At 66.5% G+C, this 22,995-nt stretch carries 28 protein-coding genes; 10 read left to right on the top strand and 18 right to left on the bottom strand.

The features are described 5' to 3' along the window. Positions 1–35 precede the first annotated feature (35 nt). From ACEN8G_RS07125 to soxR, 3 genes are all read right to left on the bottom strand, one after another. The gene (locus ACEN8G_RS07125) at positions 36–1,061 is read right to left on the bottom strand and encodes an aspartate-semialdehyde dehydrogenase (protein ID WP_413418928.1); all 1,026 of its coding nucleotides are present in this window, start codon (positions 1,059–1,061) and stop codon (positions 36–38) included. Between the two features lie 307 nt (positions 1,062–1,368). Continuing rightward, on the bottom strand, positions 1,369–3,588 hold the full coding sequence (locus ACEN8G_RS07120) for a DPP IV N-terminal domain-containing protein (RefSeq protein ID WP_413416501.1): 2,220 nt from the start codon (positions 3,586–3,588) through the stop codon (positions 1,369–1,371). Between the two features lie 101 nt (positions 3,589–3,689). After that, positions 3,690–4,157, bottom strand: coding sequence for a redox-sensitive transcriptional activator SoxR (gene soxR / locus ACEN8G_RS07115; RefSeq protein WP_413416500.1), 468 nt, complete (start codon positions 4,155–4,157; stop codon positions 3,690–3,692). Positions 4,158–4,235: 78 nt separating this feature from the next. Between soxR and ACEN8G_RS07110 the strand changes: the two genes are divergently transcribed. Further along, positions 4,236–4,613: a VOC family protein gene (locus ACEN8G_RS07110; protein WP_307118714.1), complete on the top strand. Its 378-nt coding sequence runs from the start codon at positions 4,236–4,238 to the stop codon at positions 4,611–4,613. 82 nt (positions 4,614–4,695) lie between these two features. After that, a complete protein-coding gene (locus ACEN8G_RS07105; protein ID WP_413416499.1) occupies positions 4,696–5,148 on the top strand; it encodes a ferritin-like domain-containing protein in 453 nt (150 codons plus the stop codon). Here the strand turns inward: ACEN8G_RS07105 and ACEN8G_RS07100 are convergent. Then, the gene (locus ACEN8G_RS07100; RefSeq protein WP_413416498.1) at positions 5,145–5,726 is read right to left on the bottom strand and encodes a CGNR zinc finger domain-containing protein; all 582 of its coding nucleotides are present in this window, start codon (positions 5,724–5,726) and stop codon (positions 5,145–5,147) included. The genes ACEN8G_RS07105 and ACEN8G_RS07100 overlap by 4 nt on opposite strands. A gap of 80 nt (positions 5,727–5,806) precedes the next feature. On the opposite strand from ACEN8G_RS07100, the gene ACEN8G_RS07095 reads away from it, so the two are divergent. Both ACEN8G_RS07095 and ACEN8G_RS07090 read left to right on the top strand, forming a co-directional pair. After that, positions 5,807–6,325 carry a lipocalin-like domain-containing protein gene (locus ACEN8G_RS07095; RefSeq protein ID WP_413416497.1) on the top strand — a complete coding sequence of 173 codons (519 nt, stop codon included), beginning with the start codon at positions 5,807–5,809 and terminating at the stop codon, positions 6,323–6,325. Continuing rightward, positions 6,318–6,455 (top strand): hypothetical protein, encoded by a 138-nt coding sequence (locus ACEN8G_RS07090; RefSeq protein WP_413416496.1) that lies wholly within the window; start codon positions 6,318–6,320, stop codon positions 6,453–6,455. Before ACEN8G_RS07095 ends, ACEN8G_RS07090 begins: the two co-directional genes overlap by 8 nt. Positions 6,456–6,616: 161 nt before the next feature. Here the strand turns inward: ACEN8G_RS07090 and rplS are convergent, their stop codons facing one another. The 4 genes from rplS to ACEN8G_RS07070 are packed head-to-tail and all read right to left on the bottom strand — an operon-like array spanning position 6,617 to position 8,407. Further along, on the bottom strand, positions 6,617–7,006 hold the full coding sequence (gene rplS, locus ACEN8G_RS07085; RefSeq protein ID WP_183994760.1) for a 50S ribosomal protein L19: 390 nt from the start codon (positions 7,004–7,006) through the stop codon (positions 6,617–6,619). Beyond that, positions 7,003–7,755, bottom strand: a complete 753-nt coding sequence (gene trmD / locus ACEN8G_RS07080) for a tRNA (guanosine(37)-N1)-methyltransferase TrmD (RefSeq protein ID WP_413416495.1) — start codon at positions 7,753–7,755, stop codon at positions 7,003–7,005. The genes rplS and trmD overlap by 4 nt, the downstream gene beginning before the upstream one ends. After that, positions 7,752–8,123, bottom strand: coding sequence for a type II toxin-antitoxin system VapC family toxin (locus ACEN8G_RS07075; RefSeq protein WP_413416494.1), 372 nt, complete (start codon positions 8,121–8,123; stop codon positions 7,752–7,754). The genes trmD and ACEN8G_RS07075 overlap by 4 nt, the downstream gene beginning before the upstream one ends. After that, on the bottom strand, positions 8,120–8,407 hold the full coding sequence (locus ACEN8G_RS07070) for an AbrB/MazE/SpoVT family DNA-binding domain-containing protein (protein ID WP_413416493.1): 288 nt from the start codon (positions 8,405–8,407) through the stop codon (positions 8,120–8,122). Before ACEN8G_RS07070 ends, ACEN8G_RS07075 begins: the two co-directional genes overlap by 4 nt. A gap of 85 nt (positions 8,408–8,492) precedes the next feature. Between ACEN8G_RS07070 and ACEN8G_RS07065 the strand changes: the two genes are divergently transcribed. Then, positions 8,493–9,395, top strand: a complete 903-nt coding sequence (locus ACEN8G_RS07065) for an NAD(P)/FAD-dependent oxidoreductase (protein ID WP_413416492.1) — start codon at positions 8,493–8,495, stop codon at positions 9,393–9,395. Here the strand turns inward: ACEN8G_RS07065 and ACEN8G_RS07060 are convergent. The 6 genes from ACEN8G_RS07060 to ffh all read right to left on the bottom strand — a co-directional run bounded on the left by ACEN8G_RS07060 (position 9,392) and on the right by ffh (position 14,262). Next, positions 9,392–10,216 (bottom strand): TIGR04222 domain-containing membrane protein, encoded by an 825-nt coding sequence (locus tag ACEN8G_RS07060; RefSeq protein WP_413416491.1) that lies wholly within the window; start codon positions 10,214–10,216, stop codon positions 9,392–9,394. The two genes, ACEN8G_RS07065 and ACEN8G_RS07060, sit on opposite strands and share 4 nt — an antisense overlap. A 6-nt stretch (positions 10,217–10,222) precedes the next feature. Next, positions 10,223–10,801, bottom strand: a complete 579-nt coding sequence (locus tag ACEN8G_RS07055) for a glycine-rich domain-containing protein (protein ID WP_413416490.1) — start codon at positions 10,799–10,801, stop codon at positions 10,223–10,225. 112 nt (positions 10,802–10,913) lie between these two features. After that, positions 10,914–11,642, bottom strand: a complete 729-nt coding sequence (locus tag ACEN8G_RS07050) for a metallophosphoesterase family protein (RefSeq protein WP_413416489.1) — start codon at positions 11,640–11,642, stop codon at positions 10,914–10,916. Next, positions 11,639–12,130 (bottom strand): ribosome maturation factor RimM, encoded by a 492-nt coding sequence (rimM, locus tag ACEN8G_RS07045; RefSeq protein ID WP_413416488.1) that lies wholly within the window; start codon positions 12,128–12,130, stop codon positions 11,639–11,641. The genes ACEN8G_RS07050 and rimM overlap by 4 nt, the downstream gene beginning before the upstream one ends. Positions 12,131–12,133: 3 nt before the next feature. Continuing rightward, positions 12,134–12,682 carry a 30S ribosomal protein S16 gene (rpsP, locus tag ACEN8G_RS07040; RefSeq protein WP_413416487.1) on the bottom strand — a complete coding sequence of 183 codons (549 nt, stop codon included), beginning with the start codon at positions 12,680–12,682 and terminating at the stop codon, positions 12,134–12,136. Between the two features lie 89 nt (positions 12,683–12,771). Next, complete coding sequence (gene ffh / locus ACEN8G_RS07035) at positions 12,772–14,262, bottom strand: signal recognition particle protein (RefSeq protein ID WP_413416486.1); 1,491 nt, start codon at positions 14,260–14,262, stop codon at positions 12,772–12,774. A gap of 267 nt (positions 14,263–14,529) precedes the next feature. On the opposite strand from ffh, the gene ACEN8G_RS07030 reads away from it, so the two are divergent. Both ACEN8G_RS07030 and ACEN8G_RS07025 read left to right on the top strand, forming a co-directional pair. Further along, positions 14,530–16,158: a putative bifunctional diguanylate cyclase/phosphodiesterase gene (locus ACEN8G_RS07030; RefSeq protein ID WP_413416502.1), complete on the top strand. Its 1,629-nt coding sequence runs from the start codon at positions 14,530–14,532 to the stop codon at positions 16,156–16,158. Between the two features lie 127 nt (positions 16,159–16,285). Then, complete coding sequence (locus ACEN8G_RS07025) at positions 16,286–16,888, top strand: hypothetical protein (RefSeq protein ID WP_413740761.1); 603 nt, start codon at positions 16,286–16,288, stop codon at positions 16,886–16,888. Positions 16,889–16,892: 4 nt separating this feature from the next. Here ACEN8G_RS07025 and ACEN8G_RS07020 read toward each other — a convergent pair whose 3' ends face one another. Next, entirely contained in the window at positions 16,893–17,468 is a 576-nt protein-coding gene (locus tag ACEN8G_RS07020) for a DUF924 family protein (protein ID WP_413416484.1), read from the bottom strand. Here ACEN8G_RS07020 and mtaB point away from each other — a divergent pair, their 5' ends adjacent. From mtaB to ACEN8G_RS07005, 3 genes are read left to right on the top strand one after another with little or no spacing between them, the layout of a single operon-like run. Beyond that, positions 17,469–18,686: a tRNA (N(6)-L-threonylcarbamoyladenosine(37)-C(2))-methylthiotransferase MtaB gene (gene mtaB / locus ACEN8G_RS07015; RefSeq protein ID WP_413416483.1), complete on the top strand. Its 1,218-nt coding sequence runs from the start codon at positions 17,469–17,471 to the stop codon at positions 18,684–18,686. It begins immediately after the preceding gene. Then, positions 18,683–19,618, top strand: coding sequence for a signal recognition particle-docking protein FtsY (gene ftsY, locus ACEN8G_RS07010; RefSeq protein WP_413416482.1), 936 nt, complete (start codon positions 18,683–18,685; stop codon positions 19,616–19,618). The genes mtaB and ftsY overlap by 4 nt, the downstream gene beginning before the upstream one ends. After that, positions 19,611–20,225, top strand: a complete 615-nt coding sequence (locus tag ACEN8G_RS07005) for an inner membrane-spanning protein YciB (RefSeq protein ID WP_413416481.1) — start codon at positions 19,611–19,613, stop codon at positions 20,223–20,225. Before ftsY ends, ACEN8G_RS07005 begins: the two co-directional genes overlap by 8 nt. Here ACEN8G_RS07005 and ACEN8G_RS07000 read toward each other — a convergent pair whose 3' ends face one another. The 3 genes from ACEN8G_RS07000 to pspF all read right to left on the bottom strand — a co-directional run bounded on the left by ACEN8G_RS07000 (position 20,226) and on the right by pspF (position 22,782). Continuing rightward, complete coding sequence (locus tag ACEN8G_RS07000) at positions 20,226–20,573, bottom strand: hypothetical protein (RefSeq protein ID WP_413416480.1); 348 nt, start codon at positions 20,571–20,573, stop codon at positions 20,226–20,228. Between the two features lie 222 nt (positions 20,574–20,795). Continuing rightward, a complete protein-coding gene (locus ACEN8G_RS06995; RefSeq protein WP_413418581.1) occupies positions 20,796–21,419 on the bottom strand; it encodes a superoxide dismutase in 624 nt (207 codons plus the stop codon). A 322-nt stretch (positions 21,420–21,741) separates the two neighbouring features. Then, positions 21,742–22,782, bottom strand: a complete 1,041-nt coding sequence (gene pspF / locus ACEN8G_RS06990; RefSeq protein ID WP_413418579.1) for a phage shock protein operon transcriptional activator — start codon at positions 22,780–22,782, stop codon at positions 21,742–21,744. Positions 22,783–22,995 lie beyond the last annotated feature (213 nt).

The raw sequence follows: 22,995 nt of genomic DNA, 5'->3' as shown, positions 1-22,995 counted from the left end.
GCGATGCCACCGCCCCCTTCCTTTGTCGTAGCGGCCTATGCCTTCTTCAGATGCCGGCGGCCGAGCAGCTCGGCGATCTGCACTGCGTTGAGCGCCGCGCCCTTGCGGAGATTGTCCGAGACACACCAGAGCGACAGGCCGTTCTCCACCGTCGAATCCTCGCGGACGCGGCTGACGAAGGTGGCATATTCGCCGACGCACTCGATCGGGGTGACGTATCCGCCATCCTCATGCTTGTCGACGAGCATGATGCCCGGCGCCTCGCGCAGGATGTTCTTGGCCTGCTCGGCCGAGATCTCGTCCTCGAACTCGATGTTGATCGCTTCCGAATGGCCGACGAACACTGGCACGCGCACGCAGGTGGCGGTGACCTTGATCTTCGGGTCGAGGATCTTCTTGGTCTCCACGACCATCTTCCATTCTTCCTTGGTCGAGCCGTCGTCCAGGAAGCTGTCGATGTGCGGGATCACGTTGAAGGCGATCTGCTTGGTGAACTTCTTCGGCTCGGCCTGGTCGCCGACGAAGATGTTGCGCGATTGCTCGAACAGCTCGTCCATGCCCGCCTTGCCCGCGCCGGAGACCGACTGGTAGGTCGCGACGACGACGCGCTTGATCCTGGCAGCGTCGTGAAGCGGCTTGAGCGCGACGACCATCTGCGCGGTCGAGCAGTTCGGGTTGGCGATGATGTTCCGCGCCTTGTAGCCGTCGATCGCCTCCGGGTTCACCTCGGGCACGATCAGCGGCACGTCCGGGTCCATGCGGTAGAGCGACGCATTGTCGATCACCGTGCAGCCGGCGGCGGCGAACCTGGGCGCGTGGAGCTTCGAGCCGTCCGAGCCGATCGCGAACAGCGCGATGTCCCAGCCTGCGGGATCGAAATGCTCGATGTTCTGGATCTTGTACTGTTTCCCGGTCTCGCCGAAGTCGACCATGTCGCCGGTCGAGCGCGACGAGGCCAGCACGGCCAGGTCGTCGATCGGGAATTCCCGCTCGGCCAGGATGTTCAACATTTCGCGCCCGACATTGCCGGTGGCGCCTGCGACGACGACACGGTAGCCCATTTCGTTCCTTTCCGAACCTCGCAGATACTCCGCGAGGACGCCTATCTGTCAGAGAGTGTCGGAATGCCAGTGCATTCCTGTGCTTCGCGGCGAGAATACCGCGTCGGCGCCCATTACGGGCGCGCGGTAATTCGTTTGCTAGTTCGTTTGAGCGTGCGAAGCATGGCGGCGGCCCTAGCAGAAGAAAATTGCGGTGGCGAGACGCTGGGTGAAACTTTTTGTCTCGGAATACCCAAGTGTGGCTTCTCGCCATCCCCTCCCCTTCGTCATCCCCGCGAAGGCGGGGATGACGGATCGGATAATGGAGCTACTTCGCCTCCGTCTTCCGCTCCAGGAAGTCGAGGATCGTGTTCCACAGGTGCACGCTGATGCCCGGGCCGCCGACGCGGTGGGTGTGGCCGGGGTAGAACATCATCTCGAACGGCACTTCGGCCTTTTGCAGCGTCGCCGCCATCGCGGTGCTGTTCTCGAACACGACGTTGTCGTCGGCCATGCCATGGATCAGCAGCATCGGATCGGCGATCTTCGCCGCCTCGCCGATATTGTCCGAAGCCTTGTACGCCTCGGGCACCTTGGTCGGGTCGCCCATGTAGCGCTCGGTATAATGGGTGTCGTACAGTTCCCACTTGGTCACCGGCGCGCCGGCCACGCCCGCGGCGAACACGCCCGGCGTCTTTTCGAGCATCTTCAGCGTCATGTAGCCGCCGTACGACCAGCCATAGGTGACGACCTTGTTCGCATCCACATAGGGAAGCGTCTTCAGGTAGCTGGCACCCGCGACCTGGTCCTCGACCTCGACACTGCCCATCGCGTGCCAGATCTGGCTCTCGAAATCGACGCCGCGATTGGCCGAGCCGCGATTGTCGAGCTGGAACCAGATATAGCCGCGCGAGACCAGATACTGCTGGAGCGCGCCGCCCCAGGCCTTGCTCACCGTCTGCGAATGCGGGCCGCCATAGTGCTGGAAGAACACGGGGTATTTCTTGCCCGGCTCCATCTTCGGCGTGATCATCTCCCAATTGAGCGTCGAGCCGTCGGCAGCCTTGATCGTGCCGAACGTCCGCTCGCGGTGCCCGGCGAGATAGGCGCTGTAGGGATGATCGGCGGCGGTGACCGCATTCTCGTTCACCCAGGCGATGCGCTTGCCGCTGGCATCGGCGAGATAGGTCTGTGGCGGCTGGTTCGGGTTGGAGCGCTTGACGATCGCGCGCGTGCCCGAGGGATCCATCGTCGCCTCGTTCCACCAGCCGGCCTCGGTCAGCCGGGTGATCGCCCCGCCCTTCCTGTAGTCGACCGAATAGAGGTGCCGCTCGAGCACGCCGTCCTTGTTGCCAAGGAAGAAGACGCGGCTCCTGGCCTCGTCCACGCCGACCACGTCCGGAGTCACCTCCCAGTCGCCCTTGGTGATCTGGGCGAACTTGCCCTTGGCGAAGCGATAGAGATGGCCGTGCCCGTCACGCTCGGACCACCAGAGCAGGCTGCCGTCGTCGAGCGGGGTCAACGCGCTCGACAAATTGACCCAGCTCTTCGCACGCGCCTTCTCGCTGAACAGCACGACCGACTTGCCGGTGGCCGGATCGACCTGGAGCAGGTCGAGCACCGTCTGCTCGCGGTTCTCGCGCTGGACGTAGAGCGTCCTGCCGTCCTTCGACCAGTCGACGCGGGCGAGGTAGATGTCCTTGTCGGCGCCCAGGTCGACCTTGACCTTGCCGGCGCCCGACGGGTCCATGACGTAGAGATCGACCAGCGCGTTGGGCGTGCCGGCCTTGGGGTAGCGCTGCTGGAACAGCTGGGTGCCCTCGGCGCCGATCGCGGCGCGGGTGACGATGCCGACCGGCGCCTCGTCGAAGCGCTCGACCGCGACATGCTTGTCGTCAGGCGACCACCAATAGCCCTTGAACCGGGCCATTTCCTCCTGCGCGACGAACTCGGCCTCGCCCCAATGAACGGTGCCCTGGCCGTCATCGGTGATCGGCTTCGGCGCAGCGCCGGCCAGGCCCATCACGACGAGGTTCTGGTCCTGCACGTACGAGACATAGCCGCCGGCCGGGCTGATCTCGGCGTTGAGCTTGGGGCCGGCATTGGCGGGCAGCTTGGCGACATTGCCGTCGAGCCCGGCACGGTAGAGTTCGCCGTCGAGCGGCACGAGCACCGACTTGCTGTCCGGCGCCCAGTCATAGGCGACGATGCCCTTGGTGCCGGCGATGCGGGCGCGCTCGCGCTGCATCTTCTCGGCCTCGGACATCTCGGCGCCGGTGCCGAACTTCTTGGAATCGACCAGCATCCGCCATTCGCCGGTGCGCGTGTCCATCGCCCAGAGGTCGAACCGTTCCTTCTCGTCGGCGCGGTTGCGCAGCAGCGTAAGGAACTTGCCGTCGGGCGAGAGCTTGGCCGCGCGCGGCTGCGGACCGTTCAGATCGGGGCTGGCGAACACGCGCTCGAGCGTGAGGTCCTTATTCTGCGCCAGCGCTTCATTCGCCATCAGCGGCGCTCCCATCATTGCAAGCCCAACCAAGTATTTCCGCATAGACCCCGATCTCCTTGGGGCCGCGTTATCGCGAGGTACGGGCGCGGGGTAAAGCGGCAGGCTGGAGGAATCTTGCGCAGGGCCGCAATAAAACCACGCGTTCAATCCAGCCCCAGCGCCACCTTGCGCGAAACCAGGATGAAGCGCGGGCCGGCGCCATTGCGGGCGGCGCGGTCGTCTGGATTGTATAGCGCGCATTTCTTCAGGCTCAGGCAACCGCAGCCGATGCAGCCATCGAGATCGTCGAGCGTGCGCTGCAGCCGGGCGATCTGCACTTCGATCCGCCCCCGGATGCCCTTGCTGATCCGTTCCCAGTCCTCCGAGGTCGGCGTGCGCCCCTCGGGCAGCTTGCCCAGCTCCTCGGCGATCTGCGGCAGGGTAAGCCCAAGCTGCTGCGCGATCAGCGCGAAGGAGATGCGGCGGATGTCCGAGCGCAGGAACCGCCGCTGGTTGCCGCCGGTGCGGATCGGATGGACGATCCCCTTCCCCTCGTAGAAGCGCACCGCCGACACCGCGATACCCGTGCGCGCCGCCAGTTCGCCGATCGTCAGAAGCTCGTTCCCGCGCACCGAAATTTCCCGCTTGACCTCAACTTAGGTTGAGGTTGTAGCTGCTCGCGGCATGGCATCCAACCGGAAAGGAAATCCATGTCCCAGCCCTATATCGAGCATGTGAACATCACCGTCCGCAGCCCCGAGCGCGCGGCGAAATTGCTCGGCGACCTGTTCGACTGGCATGTCCGCTGGGAAGGTCCGGCGCGTGACGGCGGGCGCACCATCCATGTCGGCGACGAGCGCACCTATCTCGCGGTCTACACTCCGCCCGAGACGCCCGACCAGGCGACGTTCGAGAAGGGCCGGCCGCTCAACCATGTCGGCATCCTGGTCGACGACCTCGACGCCATCGAGCGGCGGGTGGTGAAGGCGGGACTGATCCCCTTCGCCCATGCCGATTACGATCCCGGCCGGCGCTTCTATTTCCTCGACCATGACGGCACCGAGTTCGAGATCGTCAGCTACGCCTGAATACCTGGCTAACCATCAATTTTCGGCAACCCGCGGATGGTGCGCGGGGTTCTCCCTGCAATGACTTGCGAGGAGAGCCCGCGTGACCACCAACCATGACGTGTCCAAGCTCGACGACCTGATCGTCACCACCATCGACAGCGTGCGCGGCTACGAGCATTCGGCAAAGCACGCCGATGCCGGCCGCTTCCAGAAGTTCTTCGAGGACATGGCCGACGAGCGCCGCCGCGTGATCGAGGCGCTCTCGGCCAAGAGCCGCGAACTGGGCGGCACGCCGGCCGAATATGGCTCGACCGCCGCGACGATCCACCGCCGGGTGGAGGATTTCCGCCTGGCCCTTGGCGGCGGCGACAACGCGATCCTCAGCGAGATCGAGCGCGGCGAGGACTATCTGAAGGAGGAATTCGACCGGGTGCTCGCCGACGAGCGCATGTCGCCGGGCGCGCAGGGCGTGGTGCGCGAATGCTATACGTCGGTGCTCCGGGGGCACGACACGACCAAGAAGCTGCGCGACCTGTTGCAGGCAGCGGACTAGGCGCTTCCCTGCCGCCGCTTGCGGAACTCGGCGACCTTGGCCTTGTTGCCGCAGCGCTTCATCGAGCACCAGCGGCGCTCGCCGCTGCGCGAGGTATCGAGGAACAGCATCGCGCATCCGTCCGCCTCGCAGCGGCGGATGCGCACGGCCTGATCGCCGCCGAGCAACAGGGCCGCCTCCCCCGCCAGCGTGGCAAGCAGCGCGGATACGCCGCCCTGCAGCCGCGCACGCCCATCCACGCCGATCTGAGGTACTGCTGGCGCGCCTGCCGCAGCCGCATTGACCTGGGCGATATCGGCCGGCGCATCCGCTCCGCCAGCGAGCCGGGCATCGACGACCGCGTGGATCGCCTCGCGCAGCACCCGTGCGCGCTCCAGATCCTCGGGTGTCGCGGCGAGCGGCGAGCCCGTGAAACCCGCCACGACCAGCCAGCGGGCGAGATCCCCCGGCTCCGCCAGCAACTCGCGCTGCACGGGTTTCAGCCGGCCGGTACGCGTCGCCACCAGGTCGAGCGCCGGATGCCCGCCCCGGAAATGGAAGCCGTCGCGCAATTCGGCGGAAGGTTCGTCGCTGGTCATGAAACTCCATTGACAGGTTACGCTCAGCGCCGCAACACATCCATGTAACCGATTTGACAGGTTACATGGAGGAACGAGAGATGGTGAAACAGCTCATCCTCGCCGCCGGCATGCTTGCCGCGGCGGGCAGCGGAGGCGCGCATGCGAAGGACGGCGAACCGGGCCTGGCCGGCACCTGGGTGATGGATTCGGCCTATGAGATCCTTGCCGACGGGCGGCGGGTGACCAATTATGGCGAGCATCCGCTGGGCCTGCTGATCATCGACCAGGCCGGGCGCTACAGCCTGCAGATCTTCCGCCGCGACCGCCCCGCCTTCGCCGCCGGCGACAAGGCGCACGGCACGCCCGAGGAGTTCCGTGCCGCCGCGCTCGGCTCGAGCACACATTTCGGCCGGCTCCGTATCGATGCGGGCGCGAAGCAGCTCATCTTCGACATCGAGGGCGCTTCCTTCCCCAATTGGGAAGGCCGGCGGCAGGTGCGCGACTATGTCCTGCAGGACGGGCTGCTGCGCTACGCCGTGCCGGCCAGCGCCTCGGGCAACGGGACGACCGCCTATTCGATCTGGCGGCGCGTCGAGCAAGGGGACGGCGATGGATGATTTCTACGGGCGCGACTGGGCGGAGCATCGCCACAAGCTGTTCGATGCGATCGGGGTGGTGATCGGGTGGTTTTCCCTCTCCCGCTTTCGCGGGAGAGGGAGGGAGCCGACAAAGTCGGCGGAAGGGTGAGGGCCTGGAATGCGAGCAAGGCACCTGCTTCCAGGTCAGCCCCTCACCCGGCTCGGCTTCGCCTTGCCCCCCTCTCCCCCCAAAGCGGGAGAGGGTTGAAAAGAAAAAGGGCGCGGTGACCATCGCCACCGCGCCCTTTTCGATACCGTGAAGCCGGGAGCTTACTCGGCCGCGGCGACTTCCGTCGGACGCGGATCGCGGCGCTCGGCGATACGCGCCGACTTGCCGGTGCGGCCACGCAGGTAATAGAGCTTCGCGCGACGCACGACACCGCGGCGAACCACCTCGATGCTGTCGATGTTCGGCGAATAGAGCGGGAAGACGCGCTCGACGCCCTCACCGAACGAGATCTTGCGGACGGTGAAGCTCGAACCCATGCCCTTGTTGGCACGGGCGATGCACACGCCCTCATAGTTCTGCACGCGGGTACGCTCGCCTTCGACGACCTTCACGCCGACCTTGAGGGTGTCGCCCGGGCGGAACTCCGGAATCTTCTTCGCCTCGTTGAACTTGGCGATCTGCTCGGCTTCGAGCGTCTGGATCAGGTTCATTTCTTGTCGTCCTGTTTACGTCGCCGCGCGCCAGAGGGAGACTGGATCCGAGCGCCCTCATGGCGCTCCCAAAGATCCGGTCTCCGTGACCGTGTATCGATCTCGGCACGCTGGCGTCGCCAGGCCTCGATCTTCGCATGATCCCCCGATCGCAGCACTTCGGGGATCGTGCGCCCTTCCCATTCGACAGGTCGGGTATATTGCGGATATTCGAGCAGCCCCGTTTCGAAGCTCTCGTCCATGCCGCTGGAAGGCGCGCCCATTACTCCGGGAATGAGGCGAATGCAAGCGTCAAGGAGGGTGAGCGCCGCCATCTCGCCGCCCGAGAGGATATAGTCGCCGATCGAGACCTGCTCGATCTCGCGCGCCTCGAACAGCCGCTCGTCGATCCCCTCGAACCGGCCGCAGAGGATGACCGCGCCAGGGCCCTCGGCCAGCGCGCGGACCCGGTCCTGCGTCAGCGGCTTGCCGCGCGGGGTCATCGCCAGGATCGGACGCCCCCCATTTTCTCCATGGCTTGCGACGCTGTCGAGCGCCGCGGCGATCACATCGGCCCGCATCACCATCCCGGCGCCGCCCCCGGCAGGCGTGTCGTCCACCGAACGGTGCTTGTCGGTGGCGAAGTCGCGGATCTGGACGGTTTCCATGGTCCAGAGGCCTTCGCGCAGGCCCCTGCCCGCGAGCGATATGCCGAGCGGCCCGGGAAACATCTCGGGGTAAAGCGTCAGGACGGTGGCAGCGAAGGTCATTTGGTCCAGTTCTCGACTTCGAGGCCGGGGATGTCGGCGAAGTCCTTTTCGTTGTTGGTCACCAGCGTAAGGCCGAGCGCCAGCGCATGCGCGGCGATCAGGCGGTCGAAACTTCCACGACGAAAGGGGAGTTGGGCATAGTGCTTGGCTGCCAGAACGTCGAAAGGCAGTGGCGGAAAGCGTTTGGGGAGCTGATCCACTATGACAACTGACGGCGCCTTCCCACGCCAGCTGCCAATCGCGATTTCAGCAAATACGATCGCCGAAAGCGCCAGCTCGCCTTCAAGGCACTCAGAAACACGCGCCACGACGTTCGTGTGGCCCGCCAAAAGCAGGATCCACGTGTTGGCATCGAGCATGTATTTCATTCGGAGAGCTTTTTCCAACCGGGCCAGTCGGGGTCATCCCAAACACGCGGCGAATCTTCAAATTCACGCTCCTCGCGCGTCAGCGGCTTCAACCATGGCAGCGCCCCCGCAATCCCGGTCAGGTCGATCTTCTTCGGAGTCTCCGGGACCGGCTCGACGCTGAACCCGGTGCGCTCCTCGCGAAGCACGACTTCCGCACCTTCCTTCAGCCCAAGCGCCTTGGGCAGGCGCAGCGCCAGCGAATTGCCCGATTTGAAGATCTTGGCGCGATATTCCTCGCCCATCACTGTCTCCTGTATATACGCCATGTATATACACCCTCCGTCACCGTCAAGGAACCACCCTGCCCGCCAAGCGCTTCGCCGCGGCATGGACGATTGCATCATCATCGGCGGCGGCCCCGCCGGCCTTACCGCCGCGATCTATCTGGCGCGGTTCCACCTTGGCATCCGCCTGTTCGATTGCGGATCGAGCCGCGCAGCGCAGATTCCCTGCACCCGCAACCATGCCGGCTTCCCCGAAGGCATCTCGGGCAAGGACCTGCTCGCGCGGATGCTGGCCCAGGCCGAGAAATACGGCGCGGTGCGCGAACTGGCCGAGGTCGAGAGCCTGAGACTGCTCGATGACGGGTTCGGCGTGCGGGTCGGCGCGCGCGAGCATGCGGCGCGGACGGTGCTGCTGGCAACCGGCGTGGTGAACAACCGGCCGGACATGCCGCGCGACCTGCACGACGCGGCCCTGGCACGTGGACTGCTGCGCTATTGCCCGATCTGCGACGGCTATGAGGTGACCGACAAGCGGATCGGCGTGATCGGCACGGGCAGCCACGGCGTGGCCGAGGCGCTGTTCCTGCGTGGCTACAGCGCGGAGGTGACGCTGGTCGCACCCGAGGCGCATGACCTGTCGGAGGAGGATACCGCGAAGCTCGACGCGGCCGGGATCGCGCGGATCGACGGCCCGTGCGGCGGCTATGCGATCGAAGACGACCGGTTCGCCTTCGATACCGCCAAAGGGCGCCTCGCCTTCGACAGCGTCTATCCGGCGCTGGGCTCGAAGATCCGCTCCGGCCTGGCGATCCAGGTTGGCGCGCGGGCCGATGAGAACGGGTGTCTTGAGGTGGACGACCATCAACGCACCAGCGTCCCCGGCCTGTTCGCAGCCGGGGACGTGGCGCGGGGGCTCGACCAGATCAGCCACGCGATGGGTGAGGCCGGCGTCGCCGCCACCACCATCCGCAACCTGCTGGCCGAGCAGAGGCCGATCCGGCGCTAGCCGCCGCACCCGCCGCAGCCGCCTCCCCCGCAGCCGCTTCCGCCACCGCCGCCATCTCCGCCGCCGCTACTGCCGGCGTCGCCGCCCGAGCTGGCGGTGCGCATCTGGTGGAAGTCGCCCCAGTCCGATCCGACCAGCACCGCGGTGCCGAACAGCGCCACCGCAAGGTCGGTCTCGCCGCCCGCCGGCGCGCGCCGGATCCGCTCGCTGTGCTCGCGTGCCTCTGCCAGCGCCTCGTGCCCGGCGCGGGTCCGCCGGTCGAGCGCGGCGAAGCGGATGAAGGCGAAGATCGCCGTGACGATCAGGAACATGGTCAGGAAGCCGACCGGCTTGCCCCGCGCCTCGCCGATCAGCAGCTTGGTGTAGCCGAAGCCGATCAGCAGGAAGTAGGGCAAGGTCTGGAAGAAGCGCATCTGCAGCGCCTCGCCGGAGCCCATCAGCAGGTCGCCGGCGATCAGCCGCTCGCGGATGTTGCCGGCATGCTGGCCGACCGCTCCCTCGACCATGCCCCAGTTCGCCCCGTCGGGCAGCGCGAGTACGCTGCGCTCCACGGGCGTGCCGTTGCCGAGATGGCTGGGAGTGAACTTGTTCTTGCCGTCCATCGCCAGCTGGTTGGTCGAGAGCAGCCGCGCGGCGACGGTCTCGGCGAAGCGGGTGCTGCCGCCGGCGAGATAGGCAAGGTCATCAGTGTCGATGCGGCGCGGGGTGCGGCCTTCGGGCCGGATCCAGCGCGGGATGAGGAAACCGGCGAGGATCGTGACGACCAGCAGCCCGCCATAGAGTTGGAGAAACGGCCCGCCGGTAAGATCGAAGGGCGACATAAAGTCCTAGCTCCTCAACAAGAGCCCCAGGACCAGGACGAAGAGCGCTGCGAACGCTACGGGCAGCGCGATCCGGAATGGCCTCCGGGGCACGATGAATGCGTCGCGCGGATGCACGCGGCGCGCCTTGTGGTCCTCGAGCAGTCGCCGCCCCGCGTCGGGCCACAGATCCGCGGGCGGCGTGCCGAAGACGCGCTCGTAACTGCGCAGCGTCTCGGCATATTGGGTGAAGTAGCGATGCCCCTCCTCGCGCCCGCCGGCCGTGGGGCCGTGGTGGAAGGGGCGACCCAGCACCTGGGGGCAGAAGCGCTCCCAGTAGTCGCGGGTATAGGTGAGGTGCAGGTGCCAGGCCTGGTCGACCTGGTCGGAAGGGGTGACCGGATGGTCCGCGGTCGCCGCGAGGAAGCAGAAGCGCCTGTATTCCTCGATCACCCGATCGGCCTCGGCAAGGCTCCAGCCATTCTCGCGCGCGAGGCGCTGCGCGAAGCTGAGCTCCGCGTCCTCGGGGCCGATGGTATAATGGGAAAGCGCCGTCCAGACCGGGTGGTCGGTGGGGGTTCGAGAGAGACCAGGGGCCTTGCTCATCTATAATTCCCACTAACATAGTGGATTTAACTTGTCAATCGGCAGCATGGTAGCGCCCGGCATCGACCTGGACCACCTCCTGGCGTGTACTTCGTGTACTTTGAGCCTGGGGCTATCGAGCCATCCGGCCGGTGGCGAGCCCGACCGCCCAGTCGGAGCGGCCCTCCGCTTCCGCCTTCCGGGCCGCGGCGAGGTGATCATAGGCCACTGCGTGGAGGCTGATCTCCTTCCCGTCGATCACCGCATAGCGCGCCAGCGGGTCGCCATTCTCGACCGTGTAGGGCCACGGATGATCGTCATCATAGGCCTGTAGCCCGACGCTGCCGGGGTTGAGCACCCGGCGCCCGTCGGCAAGTGCGAGCAGCCGCGGGACATGGGTATGGCCGCACAGGATGAGCGGAGCCTCCTGCCCCACCAGTCGCTCGGCCAGCTCCACCTCGCTGGCGACGCGCAGGGTGTCACCTTCCAGCGTGTCGGTGAGCGGCGTCACGTCGCTCGCCGGCGTGCCATGGCAGAGGAACATGCCGTCCAGCGTGAGCGTCTCGGGTAATGCTGCCATCCACGCAAGCGCCTCGGAACCGAGCGCCGCCCTGGTGAACGCGTCGGAAGCGTTCATCCGCTCTACCGGCAGGGTCAGCACCTGGCGCTCGTGATTGCCGGCGATGGTCGGCCAGTCGCGCGCCATCAGCCATTCGGCGGTCTCGTCCGGCCAGAGCGGGCCCGACAATATGTCGCCCAGATTGAGGAAGCGCGTGCAGCCGCGCGCCTCGGCATCGGCGACGACTGCGATCAGGGCCGGCAGGTTGCCGTGGATGTCGGAAAGGACGGCGGTCTTCGTCATTCGACGAAGGCGGCGCTCACCACGAGCCGCTCGGCATCCCATTCGGGCACCGCGGCGGGGGTCATCGGCACCATGAAGCGCTTGGGCTTCTCGCCCTCGGCAGCCGGCCGCTCGATCTCGATCACGTCGCCCGCGCCGAAATCGTCGATCGCCACAACCTTGCCCAGCGCCTCGCCTTCATCGGAGACAGCGGGAAGGCCGAGCAGATCGACATGATAATATTCGCCCTCGCCGAGCGGGGGCAGCGCCGATCGGGGGACGCTCAGCTCGGTCCCGCGCAGGGCCTCGGCCGCATTCCGGTCGGCCACTTCGGCGAAGCGGGCGATGACTCCGTTGGAGCCACCGCGCAGCGACTTCAGCGTCAGCGCACCGCCATTGAACTGGCGGTGCACCGACAGGTCCTCGGCGAAGACCTTGAGACGGACCTCTCCCGTCACGCCGTGCGCACCAATGATGACGGCGAGGGTGACGGGAGAATCGCCGGACAAAGCTTACGCCTCGGCCGCCGGGGTCTCTTCGGCAGTCGCTTCTGCGACCTGCTCGGCTTCCGCGGTCGGCTCTTCGGTCGCGGCTTCGATCTCGGCGCCCAGCACGGCTTCGGCTTCCTCGTTCGAGCCCTCGGCCGGAGCCTCCTCGACCGGGGCCGGCGCAGCAGCGGCGGCAGCGGCAGCAGCCTTCGCCTCGGCGGCGGCTTCCTCGGCGGCCTTCAGCTTCTCGGCACGCTCCTCGGCGCGCTCGACGGCCTTCTCGCCCGGCTTGCCCTTGTTCGGGTTGCTCTTGGCGGCGCGCTCCTTGAGGCCTGCGGCGTCGAGGAAGCGGGCAACGCGGTCGGTCGGCTGCGCGCCGACGCCTAGCCAGTACTTGGCGCGCTCACCGTCGAGCACGACGCGCTTGGCATCGTCCTTGGCGAGGAGCGGGTTGTAGGTGCCGATCTTCTCGATGAACTTGCCGTCGCGGGGCGAACGGGCGTCGGCAACGACGATGCGGTAGTACGGACGCTTCTTCGAGCCGCCGCGCGACAGACGCAGGGAAATAGCCATTACAATCTTCCTTCTTCGTATTCGTCAGCCCGACCGTGACCGGGTCTGCTTTGGTTGTTGCCCCGCCGCCTGACGGCTGGGCGGGGTAATCACTTCTTCTTGATCAAATTCTCGAAACCGGGCGGGAGCTGCGGCGCGCCGGGGCCGCCAAGGCCCGGGAGCCCGCCCGTGTCCAGCTTGCCCATCATGTCGCCGAGACCGGCACCGCCCAGCGCGTTGCCGATGCCACCCATGCCGCCACCGGGACCGCCCTTGCCGAGCATGCCCAGCATGCCCTTCAGGCCACCCATCTTCTTCAGCCGCTTCATCGCGGTCTGCATTTCCATGTGCATCTTCAGCAGCTTGTTGACTTCCTGCACGGTGGTGCCGGAGCCCTTGGCGATGCGGATCTTGCGCTTGGCGTTGATCAGGTCCGGCTTGGCACGCTCCTTCGGCGTCATCGAGGTGATCATCGCGTCCATGCGGATCAGCACCTTGTCGCCACCAACCTGGTCGACCGCAGCCTGCGCCTTCTTCATGCCCGGCATCATGCCGGCGAGCGCGCCGAGGCCGCCCATGCGGCGCATCTGGGCGAGCTGGCCGCGCAGGTCGTTCATGTCGAACTGGCCCTTGGCCAGCCGCGCCGCCATCTTCTCGGCGTCTTCCTCCTGGATCGCAGCCGCCGCCTTCTCGACGAGGCTGACGACGTCGCCCATGCCGAGGATGCGGCCTGCGACGCGCTTGGGGTGGAAGGCCTCGAGCTGGTCGAGCTTTTCGCCCATGCCGGCGAACTTGATCGGCTTGCCAGTGACCGCGCGCATCGACAGCGCCGCGCCGCCGCGGGCATCGCCGTCCATGCGGGTGAGGATCACGCCGGTGAGCGGAACCTGCTCGGAGAAGCTCGACGCGACGTTCACGGCGTCCTGGCCGGTGAGCGAGTCGACGACGAGCAGGATCTCGTTCGGCGTCGCGATGTCCGCGACCGCCTTCATCTCGTCCATCAGCGCCTGGTCGACATGGAGTCGGCCGGCGGTGTCGAGCATCAGGACGTCATAGCCCTGGAGCTTGGCGGCGTTGAGCGCGCGCTTCGCGATCTCGACCGGCTGCTGGCCGGCGACGATCGGCAGCGTGTTGACGTCGGTCTGGGTGCCGAGGACCGCGAGCTGTTCCTGCGCGGCCGGACGGTTCACGTCCAGCGACGCCATCATCACCTTCTTGCCCTGGCTCTTGAGCAGGCGCGCAAGCTTGGCGGTGGTGGTCGTCTTGCCCGAGCCCTGAAGGCCGACGAGCATGATCACGGCGGGCGGGGTGACGGCGATCTCGAGCTCGGCCGTGTCCGGGCCGAGCATGTCCACGAGCGTGTCGTGGACGATCTTGACCACCTGCTGGCCCGGCGTGACCGAGCGGAGCACTTCGTGGCCGATCGCCTGCTCGGTAGCCTTCTCGACGAAGTCGCGCGCCACCGGAAGCGCGACATCGGCCTCCAGCAGCGCGATCCGCACTTCGCGCATGGCGGTGCGGACATCGGCTTCGGTCAGCGCGCCACGACCACGCAGGCGATCGAATACGCCACCCAGCCGTTCGCTCAGAGACTCGAACATTGACCCAAACACTCCAAATTCAGGACCGCGATTCGCCAAACGCAAAACACGCCGGCGGACGAAACCTCGTCGGCCGGCGTCACCCCTTGGGGTGGCAAATGTCTCGCGTTCAAAGAGAACGGTCGCGGCGGACCTACTCCATCCGCCCGCGCGAGGCAAGCCCGGGGCGCGGACGCAAAATATTGCGCGAACGTGTCGCCAGCTTAACCCGTTTTATACCGTACGCATGAGAAACGACCCCGATCACAGTTGGGGATCGTCGCCGGCATGTCGCTGGACTTCGAAGAACAAGCCGTATCGCAAAACCCTTCACGCCCGGGCCTGCTCTCGGGCGCGATCAGCGTGGCCGCGATCCTGCTGTTCGTCGGCACGGGCAGCGCCGTGCTGTCCAAGACGCTGCAATATTATTTCGAGGGCGGCGCGCCTGCCGATCGCACCCTGGTGATCGCGCTGCTGCTCAACGTCGCGCTGATCCTTTTCGGCTGGCGCCGCCATGCCGCGCTCAGCCAGGAAGTGCTGATCCGCACCGCCGCCGAGGAGCGCGCCCAGCAACTCGCCAACCGCGATCCGCTGACCGGCTTCCTCAACCGCCGCAGCCTGGCCGAGGAAGGCGCGGCGATGTTCGTCCGGGCCCAGCGCCGCCGCAAGGCGATGGCGCTGATCATGCTCGACCTCGACCACTTCAAGACGATCAACGACATGCATGGCCATGCCGTGGGCGACGCGCTGCTCCGCGCCGTCGCCGCCGAGATCGCCCATGTCCTGCCGCCGATCACACTCACCGCGCGGCTGGGCGGCGACGAGTTCGCCTGCGGCTTCCTGTTCGACCCCAGCGAGCCCGGCGTCGTCGAGCGCATCGCCGAGCGGCTGGTCAGCCGCATGGCCCAGCCCTTCGAGGCGGAAGGACTGCGCCTGCACATCTCCTGCTCGCTCGGCATCGCCCGCTCGGACTTCGACTGCGCGAGCATCGACGCACTGATGCGCTCGGCCGACATCGCGATGTACGCGGCCAAGAAATCGGGCCGCAACCGCTATGCCTGGTTCGATCATTCGATGGAGCGTGAGCTCCAGATGCGCAACGATCTGGAGAATGGCCTGCGCACCGCTATTCCGCGCGGCGAGATCGTCCCCTATTTCGAGCAGCAGATCGACCTGAGCACCAACCGTCTGCACGGCTTCGAGGTGCTGGCGCGCTGGGAGCATCCGACGCGCGGGCTGATCAGCCCCGAACAGTTCATCCCGATCGCGGAAGAGACCGGCATGATCGCCGACCTCTCGCTCTCGATCATGCGCCAGGCCTTCCTCGCCGCGCGCGACTGGGATCCCTCGCTTACCCTGTCGATCAACATCTCGCCCTGGCAGCTGCGCGACGCCTGGCTGGCGCAGAAGATCATCAAGGTGCTGGCCGAGACCGGCTTCCCGGCGAGCCGGCTCGAGGTGGAGATCACCGAAAGCGCGCTGTTCGACAATCTCGCCCTCGCCCAGTCGATCGTCGGCAGCCTGAAGAACCAGGGCGCCCGGCTGGCGCTCGACGATTTCGGCACCGGCTATTCCTCGCTGGCCCATCTGCGCGCGCTGCCTTTCGACCGGATCAAGATCGACAAGAGCTTCATCCTGTCGCTCAATTCGAGCGCGGACTCGGCGGCGATCGTCAACGCGATCATCAGCCTGGGCGAGAGCCTCAACTTGCCGATCACCGCGGAAGGCGTGGAGGATGCCGCGATCGAGGAGCGGCTCCGCGCCGCCGGCTGCGCCAAGGCGCAGGGCTGGTACTATGGCAAGCCGCTGTCGATGAGCGGCGTCCGGCGTCTGCTCGCCGAGCGCCGGCTGATCCTCGCCGCCGGCAGCACCCCGGCCGGCCCCGAAGCCAGTTCAGGCCAGCGCCTCGTCGGCTGAATCGCCGCTTTTCCGCACCTTCGACATATTCTATACTGCGTCGTTAATCAGGCGGAGAGTCGAGATGCTCGATCGTCGGACGACCCTGATTCTATTAGGCGGCGCGGCAGGCGGCCTTGTCGGAGTGGTGGCACTTACCCCCTCCCCCGGCAGCATTCGGGACGAAGCGCGGCCCGATCTCTACAATTGCGAAGGCTGCGCGGCGGTGGCCGAGCGCAACGCCCGAGGCCTTTCCGCCCGGGTCCGGCTCGCCTCGGCGCAGGAGCCGGGCGAGCGGATGACGCTGACCGGACGGATACTGACACGGGATGGCGCGCCAGCAGCCGGCGTGATCATTTATGCACATCACACCAATGCGGCGGGCCTCTATGCCGATGGCACGCCCGAGACCGAGTGGAGCCGCCGCCATGGCAGGCTGCGCGGCTGGGCGCGGACCGGGGCGGACGGGATCTACACCTTCGAGACGATCAAGCCGGCGCCTTATCCGGACCGGAGCATGCCGGCGCATGTCCACCTCTTCATCGGCGAGCCGGACAAGCGCCCATACTATATCGACGACGTGGTGTTCGACGGCGAGTTCGGCGTCACCGCCGCCTATCGCGCGAAACAGGAACTGCGCGGCGGCAGCGGGATCGTGCACCTGTCCCGCAGCGACGGCGGCGTGCTGCTGGCGCGGCGGGATATCCGGCTGGAGCGTCATCCGGGGAGTGCGGGGCTCGGAGCGGGCTAGCCCTTCACCACCCCGCCCCTGCCTCGCTTAGGAATGCCCGCTCCTCGGCCGTCGACTCCCGCCCCAGCGCCGCATTCCGGCTCGGGAAGCGCCCGAACCGCGCGATCACCTCGGCATGCTTCTGTGCGAAACCCAGCACATAGGCATCCCCCAGCGACCCGAACTTCTCTACGCTCAGCGCCTGGATCGCGGGATTTTCGGCATGTTCGAGGGGCAGATAGAGAAACTGGCGCCGGTCCTTGTCCATGCCAGCGTCCCAGCCCTTGCCGATCGCCTCCAGCGCCAGTTGCAGCGCGAGCGGATCGGCGGCGAAGGCCTCGGCGGTACCGCGGTGGATGTTGCGGCTGAACTGGTCGAGCAGGACGATCGCCGCCAGCAGCGTCTCGGGATCATCGCGCCAGCCCGCCGCGCCCGATCCCAGCACCAGATCGCGCAGCGGCCCGAAGCGCGCCCCGATCTCCGCATCGAGCCTGGCGGAGGTCGCGAAATGCTGCTCGGGGGTGAGCCCGAACCAGAAGCCCAGCACTTCACGGGCCTTCGCGTGGACATCGGGTGTAGCTACGCCTAGATCACCGGCCAAATGTCATCCCCTCACGTCATCAGTCTGGGTTGTCGCCTCAACCTCGCCGAAAGCGAGACGATCCGCACCTTATTGTCGGATCGCGACACTGTCGTGATCAACAGTTGCGCGGTGACCAACGAGGCCGTCAAGCAGACCCGCCAGGCGATCCGTCGCGCCCGCCGGGAACGGCCGGGCGCCGAGGTGGTGGTGACAGGCTGCGCGGCGCAGATCGATCCCCAGGCCTTCGCCGCGATGCCCGAGGTCGACCGGGTGATCGGCAATGCCGAGAAGCTGCAAGCCGCCGCCTGGCACTCGCCCGAGCCGGTGGCGGTGCAGGACATCATGGCCGTGCGCGAGACCGCGCCGCACCTCGCCGCCAGCTTCTCGACCCATGCCCGGGCGTTCGTCGAGGTGCAGAATGGCTGCGACCATCGCTGTACCTTCTGCGCCATCCCCTATGGCCGGGGGAACAGCCGCTCGGTGCCGGCAGGCGCGGTGATCGACCGGGTCGCCGCACTGGCGGAGAGCCATGCCGAGGTGGTGCTGACCGGCGTCGACCTGACCAGCTACGGCCCCGACCTGCCCGGTGCGCCGAACCTCGGCCAGCTGGTCGAGCGCATCCTGGCACATGTGCCGAAGCTCCAGCGCCTCAGGCTTTCCTCGCTCGACGGGATCGAAGTCGACGACCGGTTGTTTGCGCTGCTCACCGGGGAACCTCGCCTGATGCCGCACGTCCATCTCTCGCTCCAGGCGGGGGACGACATGATCCTGAAGCGCATGAAGCGCCGCCACAGCCGCGCCCAGTCGGTCGCGCTGGCGTCTCGATTAACAGTCGAGCGGCTCGATATCGCGATCGGCGCGGACCTGATCGCCGGCTTCCCGACCGAGACCGAGGAAATGTTCGAGAACACGCTGCGCCTTATAGAGGATTGCAACATCGTCCACGCCCATATCTTCCCCTACAGCCCCCGCAGTGGCACCCCGGCGGCGAAGATGCCCCAGGTGGAGCCCGAGATCGTCAAGGCCCGCGCCGCCCGCCTCCGCGCCGAGGCCGCCCGCGTAAGGGACAATTGGCTGCAAAGCCTGGTAGGCAGCACCCAGCAAGTGCTGGTAGAGCGCCCCGGAGAGCGGGGCCATGCCGGCAATTTCGCCGAGGTTCGCCTCGCCCCCCAAGAAGTCGGAGAGATTGTGAGCGTAAAGATCGTCGATGTCCGGGACGGGAAGCTGATCGCATGAGCGGTCCCAGCTGGCACGAGCGCCTTCTCGGCGGCTTCCGCAAGACGTCCGACCGGCTGATCGGCAACCTCGCCGGCCTGGGCCTGGCGCGGCTAGACGAGGCGACGCTGGACGAGATCGAGGAAGCGCTGATCGCCTCCGACCTTGGCCCCACCACCGCCGCGCGAGTCCGCCAGCGGCTCGCCGAGGGCCAGTTCGAGCGCAACATGGAGGAGCTGGGCATCCGCCTGGTCGTGGCCGAGGAAGTCGCCAAGGTGCTCGCCCCCGTCGCCCGCAAGCTCGAGGTCGAGGCGTTCCCTCGCCCGCAGGTTATCCTGGTGATCGGCGTCAATGGCTCGGGCAAGACCACGACGATCGCCAAAATCGCCAATCTGCTGATGGAGCAGGACTATTCGGTGATGCTCGCCGCCGGCGACACCTTCCGCGCCGCCGCGATCGGCCAGCTACGCACCTGGGCCGAGCGCATCGGCGTGCCGATCGTCTCGGGTGCCGAGGGCGGCGATGCCGCGGGCATCGTGTTCGAGGCGGTGAAGCAGGCGACCGAGAAGGGCACCGACGTCCTGATCGTCGACACCGCCGGCCGCCTCCAGAACAAGACCGAGCTGATGGACGAACTGGCCAAGATCCGCCGCGTACTCGGCCGGCTCAACCCGGCGGCGCCGCACGACGTGGTGCTCGTGCTCGACGCGACCACCGGCCAGAACGCGCTCAACCAGATCGAGGTGTTCAAGGAAGTCGCCGGGGTCACCGGCCTCGTCATGACCAAGCTCGACGGCACTGCGCGCGGCGGCGTGCTGGTCGCGGCGGCGGAGAAATACGGCCTGCCGATCCATGCGATCGGCGTGGGCGAGAAGGTGGACGATCTGCGCCCGTTCAACGCCGAGGAAGTCGCACGGATCATCGCCGGCGTGGAGGAATTGACCAATGGCTGAGAAGAAGGCCGCCTCGCCCGGCGTGCGGATGCTGATCGATTACGGGCCGCTCGCGGTGTTCTTCGCAGTGAACTCGCTGGCGCAGGGCCCCGTGCTCGCCCGCGTGTTCGCCGCGACCGTGGCGTTCATGGTGGCGATGGCCGGGGCGATCGCGCTCTCCTGGTGGAAGACCCGCCATGTCTCGCCGATGCTGTGGATCACCGCCGCCTTCGTGCTGCTGTTCGGCGGGCTGACGCTCTATTTCCACGACCAGACCTTCATCCAGATCAAGCCGACGATCATCTATGCGATGTTCGCGATCGTGCTGGGATACGGGCTTATCGCCGACAAGCCATTGCTCCAGACCCTGCTCGAACAGGCCTATCCGGGGCTTTCGGCCAAGGGCTGGCGGTTGCTGACGATCAACTGGGCGGCGTTCTTCGCGGTCGCCGCGGTGGCGAACGAGACCGTCCGCCATTTCGTCACCTGGGACCAGTGGGTGATCTTCAAGACCTGGATCATGATCCCGGTCACGCTCGTCTTCGCGATGCTCAACATCCCGATGCTGCTCAAGCACGGGCTGCAGCTGGAGACGCCCGAGGAGGCGCCGATCCCGCCGCAGGAGTAGTTATTTGCGCTGGCCGCTGCGCTTGGCGACCACGTCGTTGCGCAGCGCCTCGCGGCGGGCGAACAACTCGGCTTCCTCCGCAGGCGAGAGCCCGCCGGCGGTGTAGCGCTCCTCCAACGTGTCGATCTGCCCAGCCTCGCGCTTCAGCCTCTTCGCGTCGCGCCGAGTGAGCTGGCCGCTCGATCGGCCGTTGCGGATGTCGTCGCGGATCTTCGAAGTCTCGCCATAGCCGCGATCCTGCGCCATCGAGCCGCCCGAAGGACCGTGCATGGTCGGCCCGCCCCAGATCTGCGCGGAAGCCGGCGCGGCGACGAGCAGCAAGGGTGCGAGGATCAGATAGCGGCGCATCACGACTTTCCCCGAAGAAGTGTGGGCGGAGGTTCGCGTTCTGCGGTTGAATATGGGCTGAATGTCGTCCGCAAGGAGAAGCCGTCCCCGGCGAAAGCCGGGGCCCAGGGTCTCAAGCGACACGGCAGAGAAACCCTGGACCCCGGCTTTCGCCGGGGAACAGAACAAAAAAAGGGCGCCCGATCGCTCGGACGCCCCTTCCTTAAACCGGATCGCGAAAGATCAGCTGTCCTGATCCGCGCGGCTCACGCCGGCACCATCGAGGTTCTGCGACACGAAGTCCCAGTTGATGATGTTCGCGGTGATCGTCTCGAGATACTTCGGACGCAGGTTGCGATAGTCGATGTAGTAAGCGTGCTCCCACACGTCGATCGTCAGGAGCGGCTTCATGCCCTCATAGACCACCGGCGTGTCGGCGTCGTGCAGCGAGGTGACCTTGAGCTGGTCGCCGTCGAGCACCAGCCAGCCCCAGCCGTTCGAGAAGTGGGCGGTCGATTCGGCAACCAGCTTCTTCACCAGCTCGTCGGTCGAGCCGTACTGGCTGGCGATCAGCTCGGCGAGCTTGCCGCTCGGCGCGGTCTTCTCGCCGGTCAGGCCCTGCCAGAAGAAGCTGTGGTTCCAGATCTGCGCCGAGTTGTTGAACAGGCCCTTGTCGCCCGTTTCCTTGGCGTGCGCGATCACTTCGCTGAGCTTGCGCCCCTCGAGGCCCTTCTCGGCGATGAAGCCGTTGGTCTTGTCGACATAGGCCTTGTGGTGCTTGCCGTGGTGAAGCTCGAGCGTCTCGGCCGACATGTGCGGCGCCAGCGCGTCCTTGTCGAAGGGAAGCGGGGGAAGTTCGAAGGCCATTTGGTCTCTCCAGGGTTCACCAGGGGGTTCACCCGGGCAACGAACCGCCGGGCGATGCGGTCCCTCCCCTAGCGCGCAAAATTCACCGCTGTCGCGGAAAAATCGTTGCGTCGTGCAAATGAAAATTCCGATCGGGTGCGATTGGCGGAATTACTGTTGCGAACGCTAATCATTAGCTTGGAATTACTGGCCTTCTTCTCCCTCTCCCCATCGGGGAGATGGCCAGGGAGAGGGGCTGTGTCTTGATCAATGAGCCTTGGGACTAGTGGCACCGTCCGGCCCCTCTCCCAACCCTCTCCCCGATGGGGAGAGGGCTTTTTGCTCAGCCTCCCACCTGCAGAAGCTCGTGCCGCTTCAGCGCATGACGAAGCTGGTCATAGGTGAGCCCCAGCGCCTCCGCCGTCGCCCGCTGGTTGAAGCGGTGATCGGCGAGCGCACGCTGGAGCAATTCCTTCTCGAACCGCGCCACCCGGCCCTTGAAGTCGGTCGCCCCGGCAAGCGCCGGCTGCGCTTCCAGCACCACTGGTGCGGACGCGGCGGTAGCGGCCGGCGCCGGCGTGCTCGAGGCGCTGCCTTGCATCGTGCGCAGGCGGAACGGCGACTGGAAGGGATCGATCTCGATCGCGTCGATCGGCCCGTCCTGCTCCCAGCGATAGACGGCACGCTCGACGACATTGCGCAGCTCGCGGACATTGCCCGGCCAGTCATAATGGACGAGGATATCGAGCGCGTTCGGTCCCCAGCCCGGCCAGTCGACCCAGCCGATCTCGGACGCCATGCGCCGCCCATAGAATTCGGCGAGGACCTCGACATCGCCCGGCCGGTGCCGGAGCGGCGGAATGGTCACCACTTCGAAGCTCAACCGGTCGAGCAGATCGGCGCGGAACGTCCCCTTCTCGACCCGCTCGGGCAGATGCTCGTTGGTCGCCGCGACGATGCGGACATCGACCTGCACGGCCCGCGACGAGCCGATCCGGGTGATCTCGCCATATTCCACCGCACGCAGCAGCCGCTCCTGCGCACCCATCGAGAGCGTGCCGAGTTCGTCGAGGAACAGCGTGCCGCGATGCGCTTCCTCGAACCGGCCGATCCGCGCCTTGGTCGCGCCGGTGAAGGCGCCCGCCTCATGGCCGAACAGTTCGGCCTCGATCAGCGTCTCGGGCAGCGCGGCGCAGTTCATCGTGACCAGCGGCTGGTCCCAGCGCGGCGACAGGCGGTGGAGGCGCTCGGCGACCAGCTCCTTGCCGGTACCGCGCTCGCCGATCACCAGCACCGGGCGATCGAGCGCGGCCGCCCGGCTGGCACGTTCCAGCGCGTCGAGGAATGCCGAGGACTGGCCTATGACCTGGGTTACGCGCTCCATGCCAAATCCTTGGTGTATTTTCCTAACACTTGGCAAGTTAAATCCGCTACCTGAACGCCTTATGAACGGCAAAAACGGCAGATTTCTGCGGTTTTCACAATTTGGCACGCCCCCTGCAATGCATATGGCAAGCCCGCTGACGGGCCTGGAAAAACCAAGGTTCAGGGAACAAGATCATGAACGCCAACGCCGCCTACTACCGCAACGCCTTCT

Origin of the sequence: Sphingomonas sp. Sphisp66 (assembly GCF_047324325.1) — a bacterium.
Lineage (GTDB): Bacteria > Pseudomonadota > Alphaproteobacteria > Sphingomonadales > Sphingomonadaceae > Sphingomonas.
This window is presented reverse-complemented; position numbering and strand designations above follow the sequence as displayed.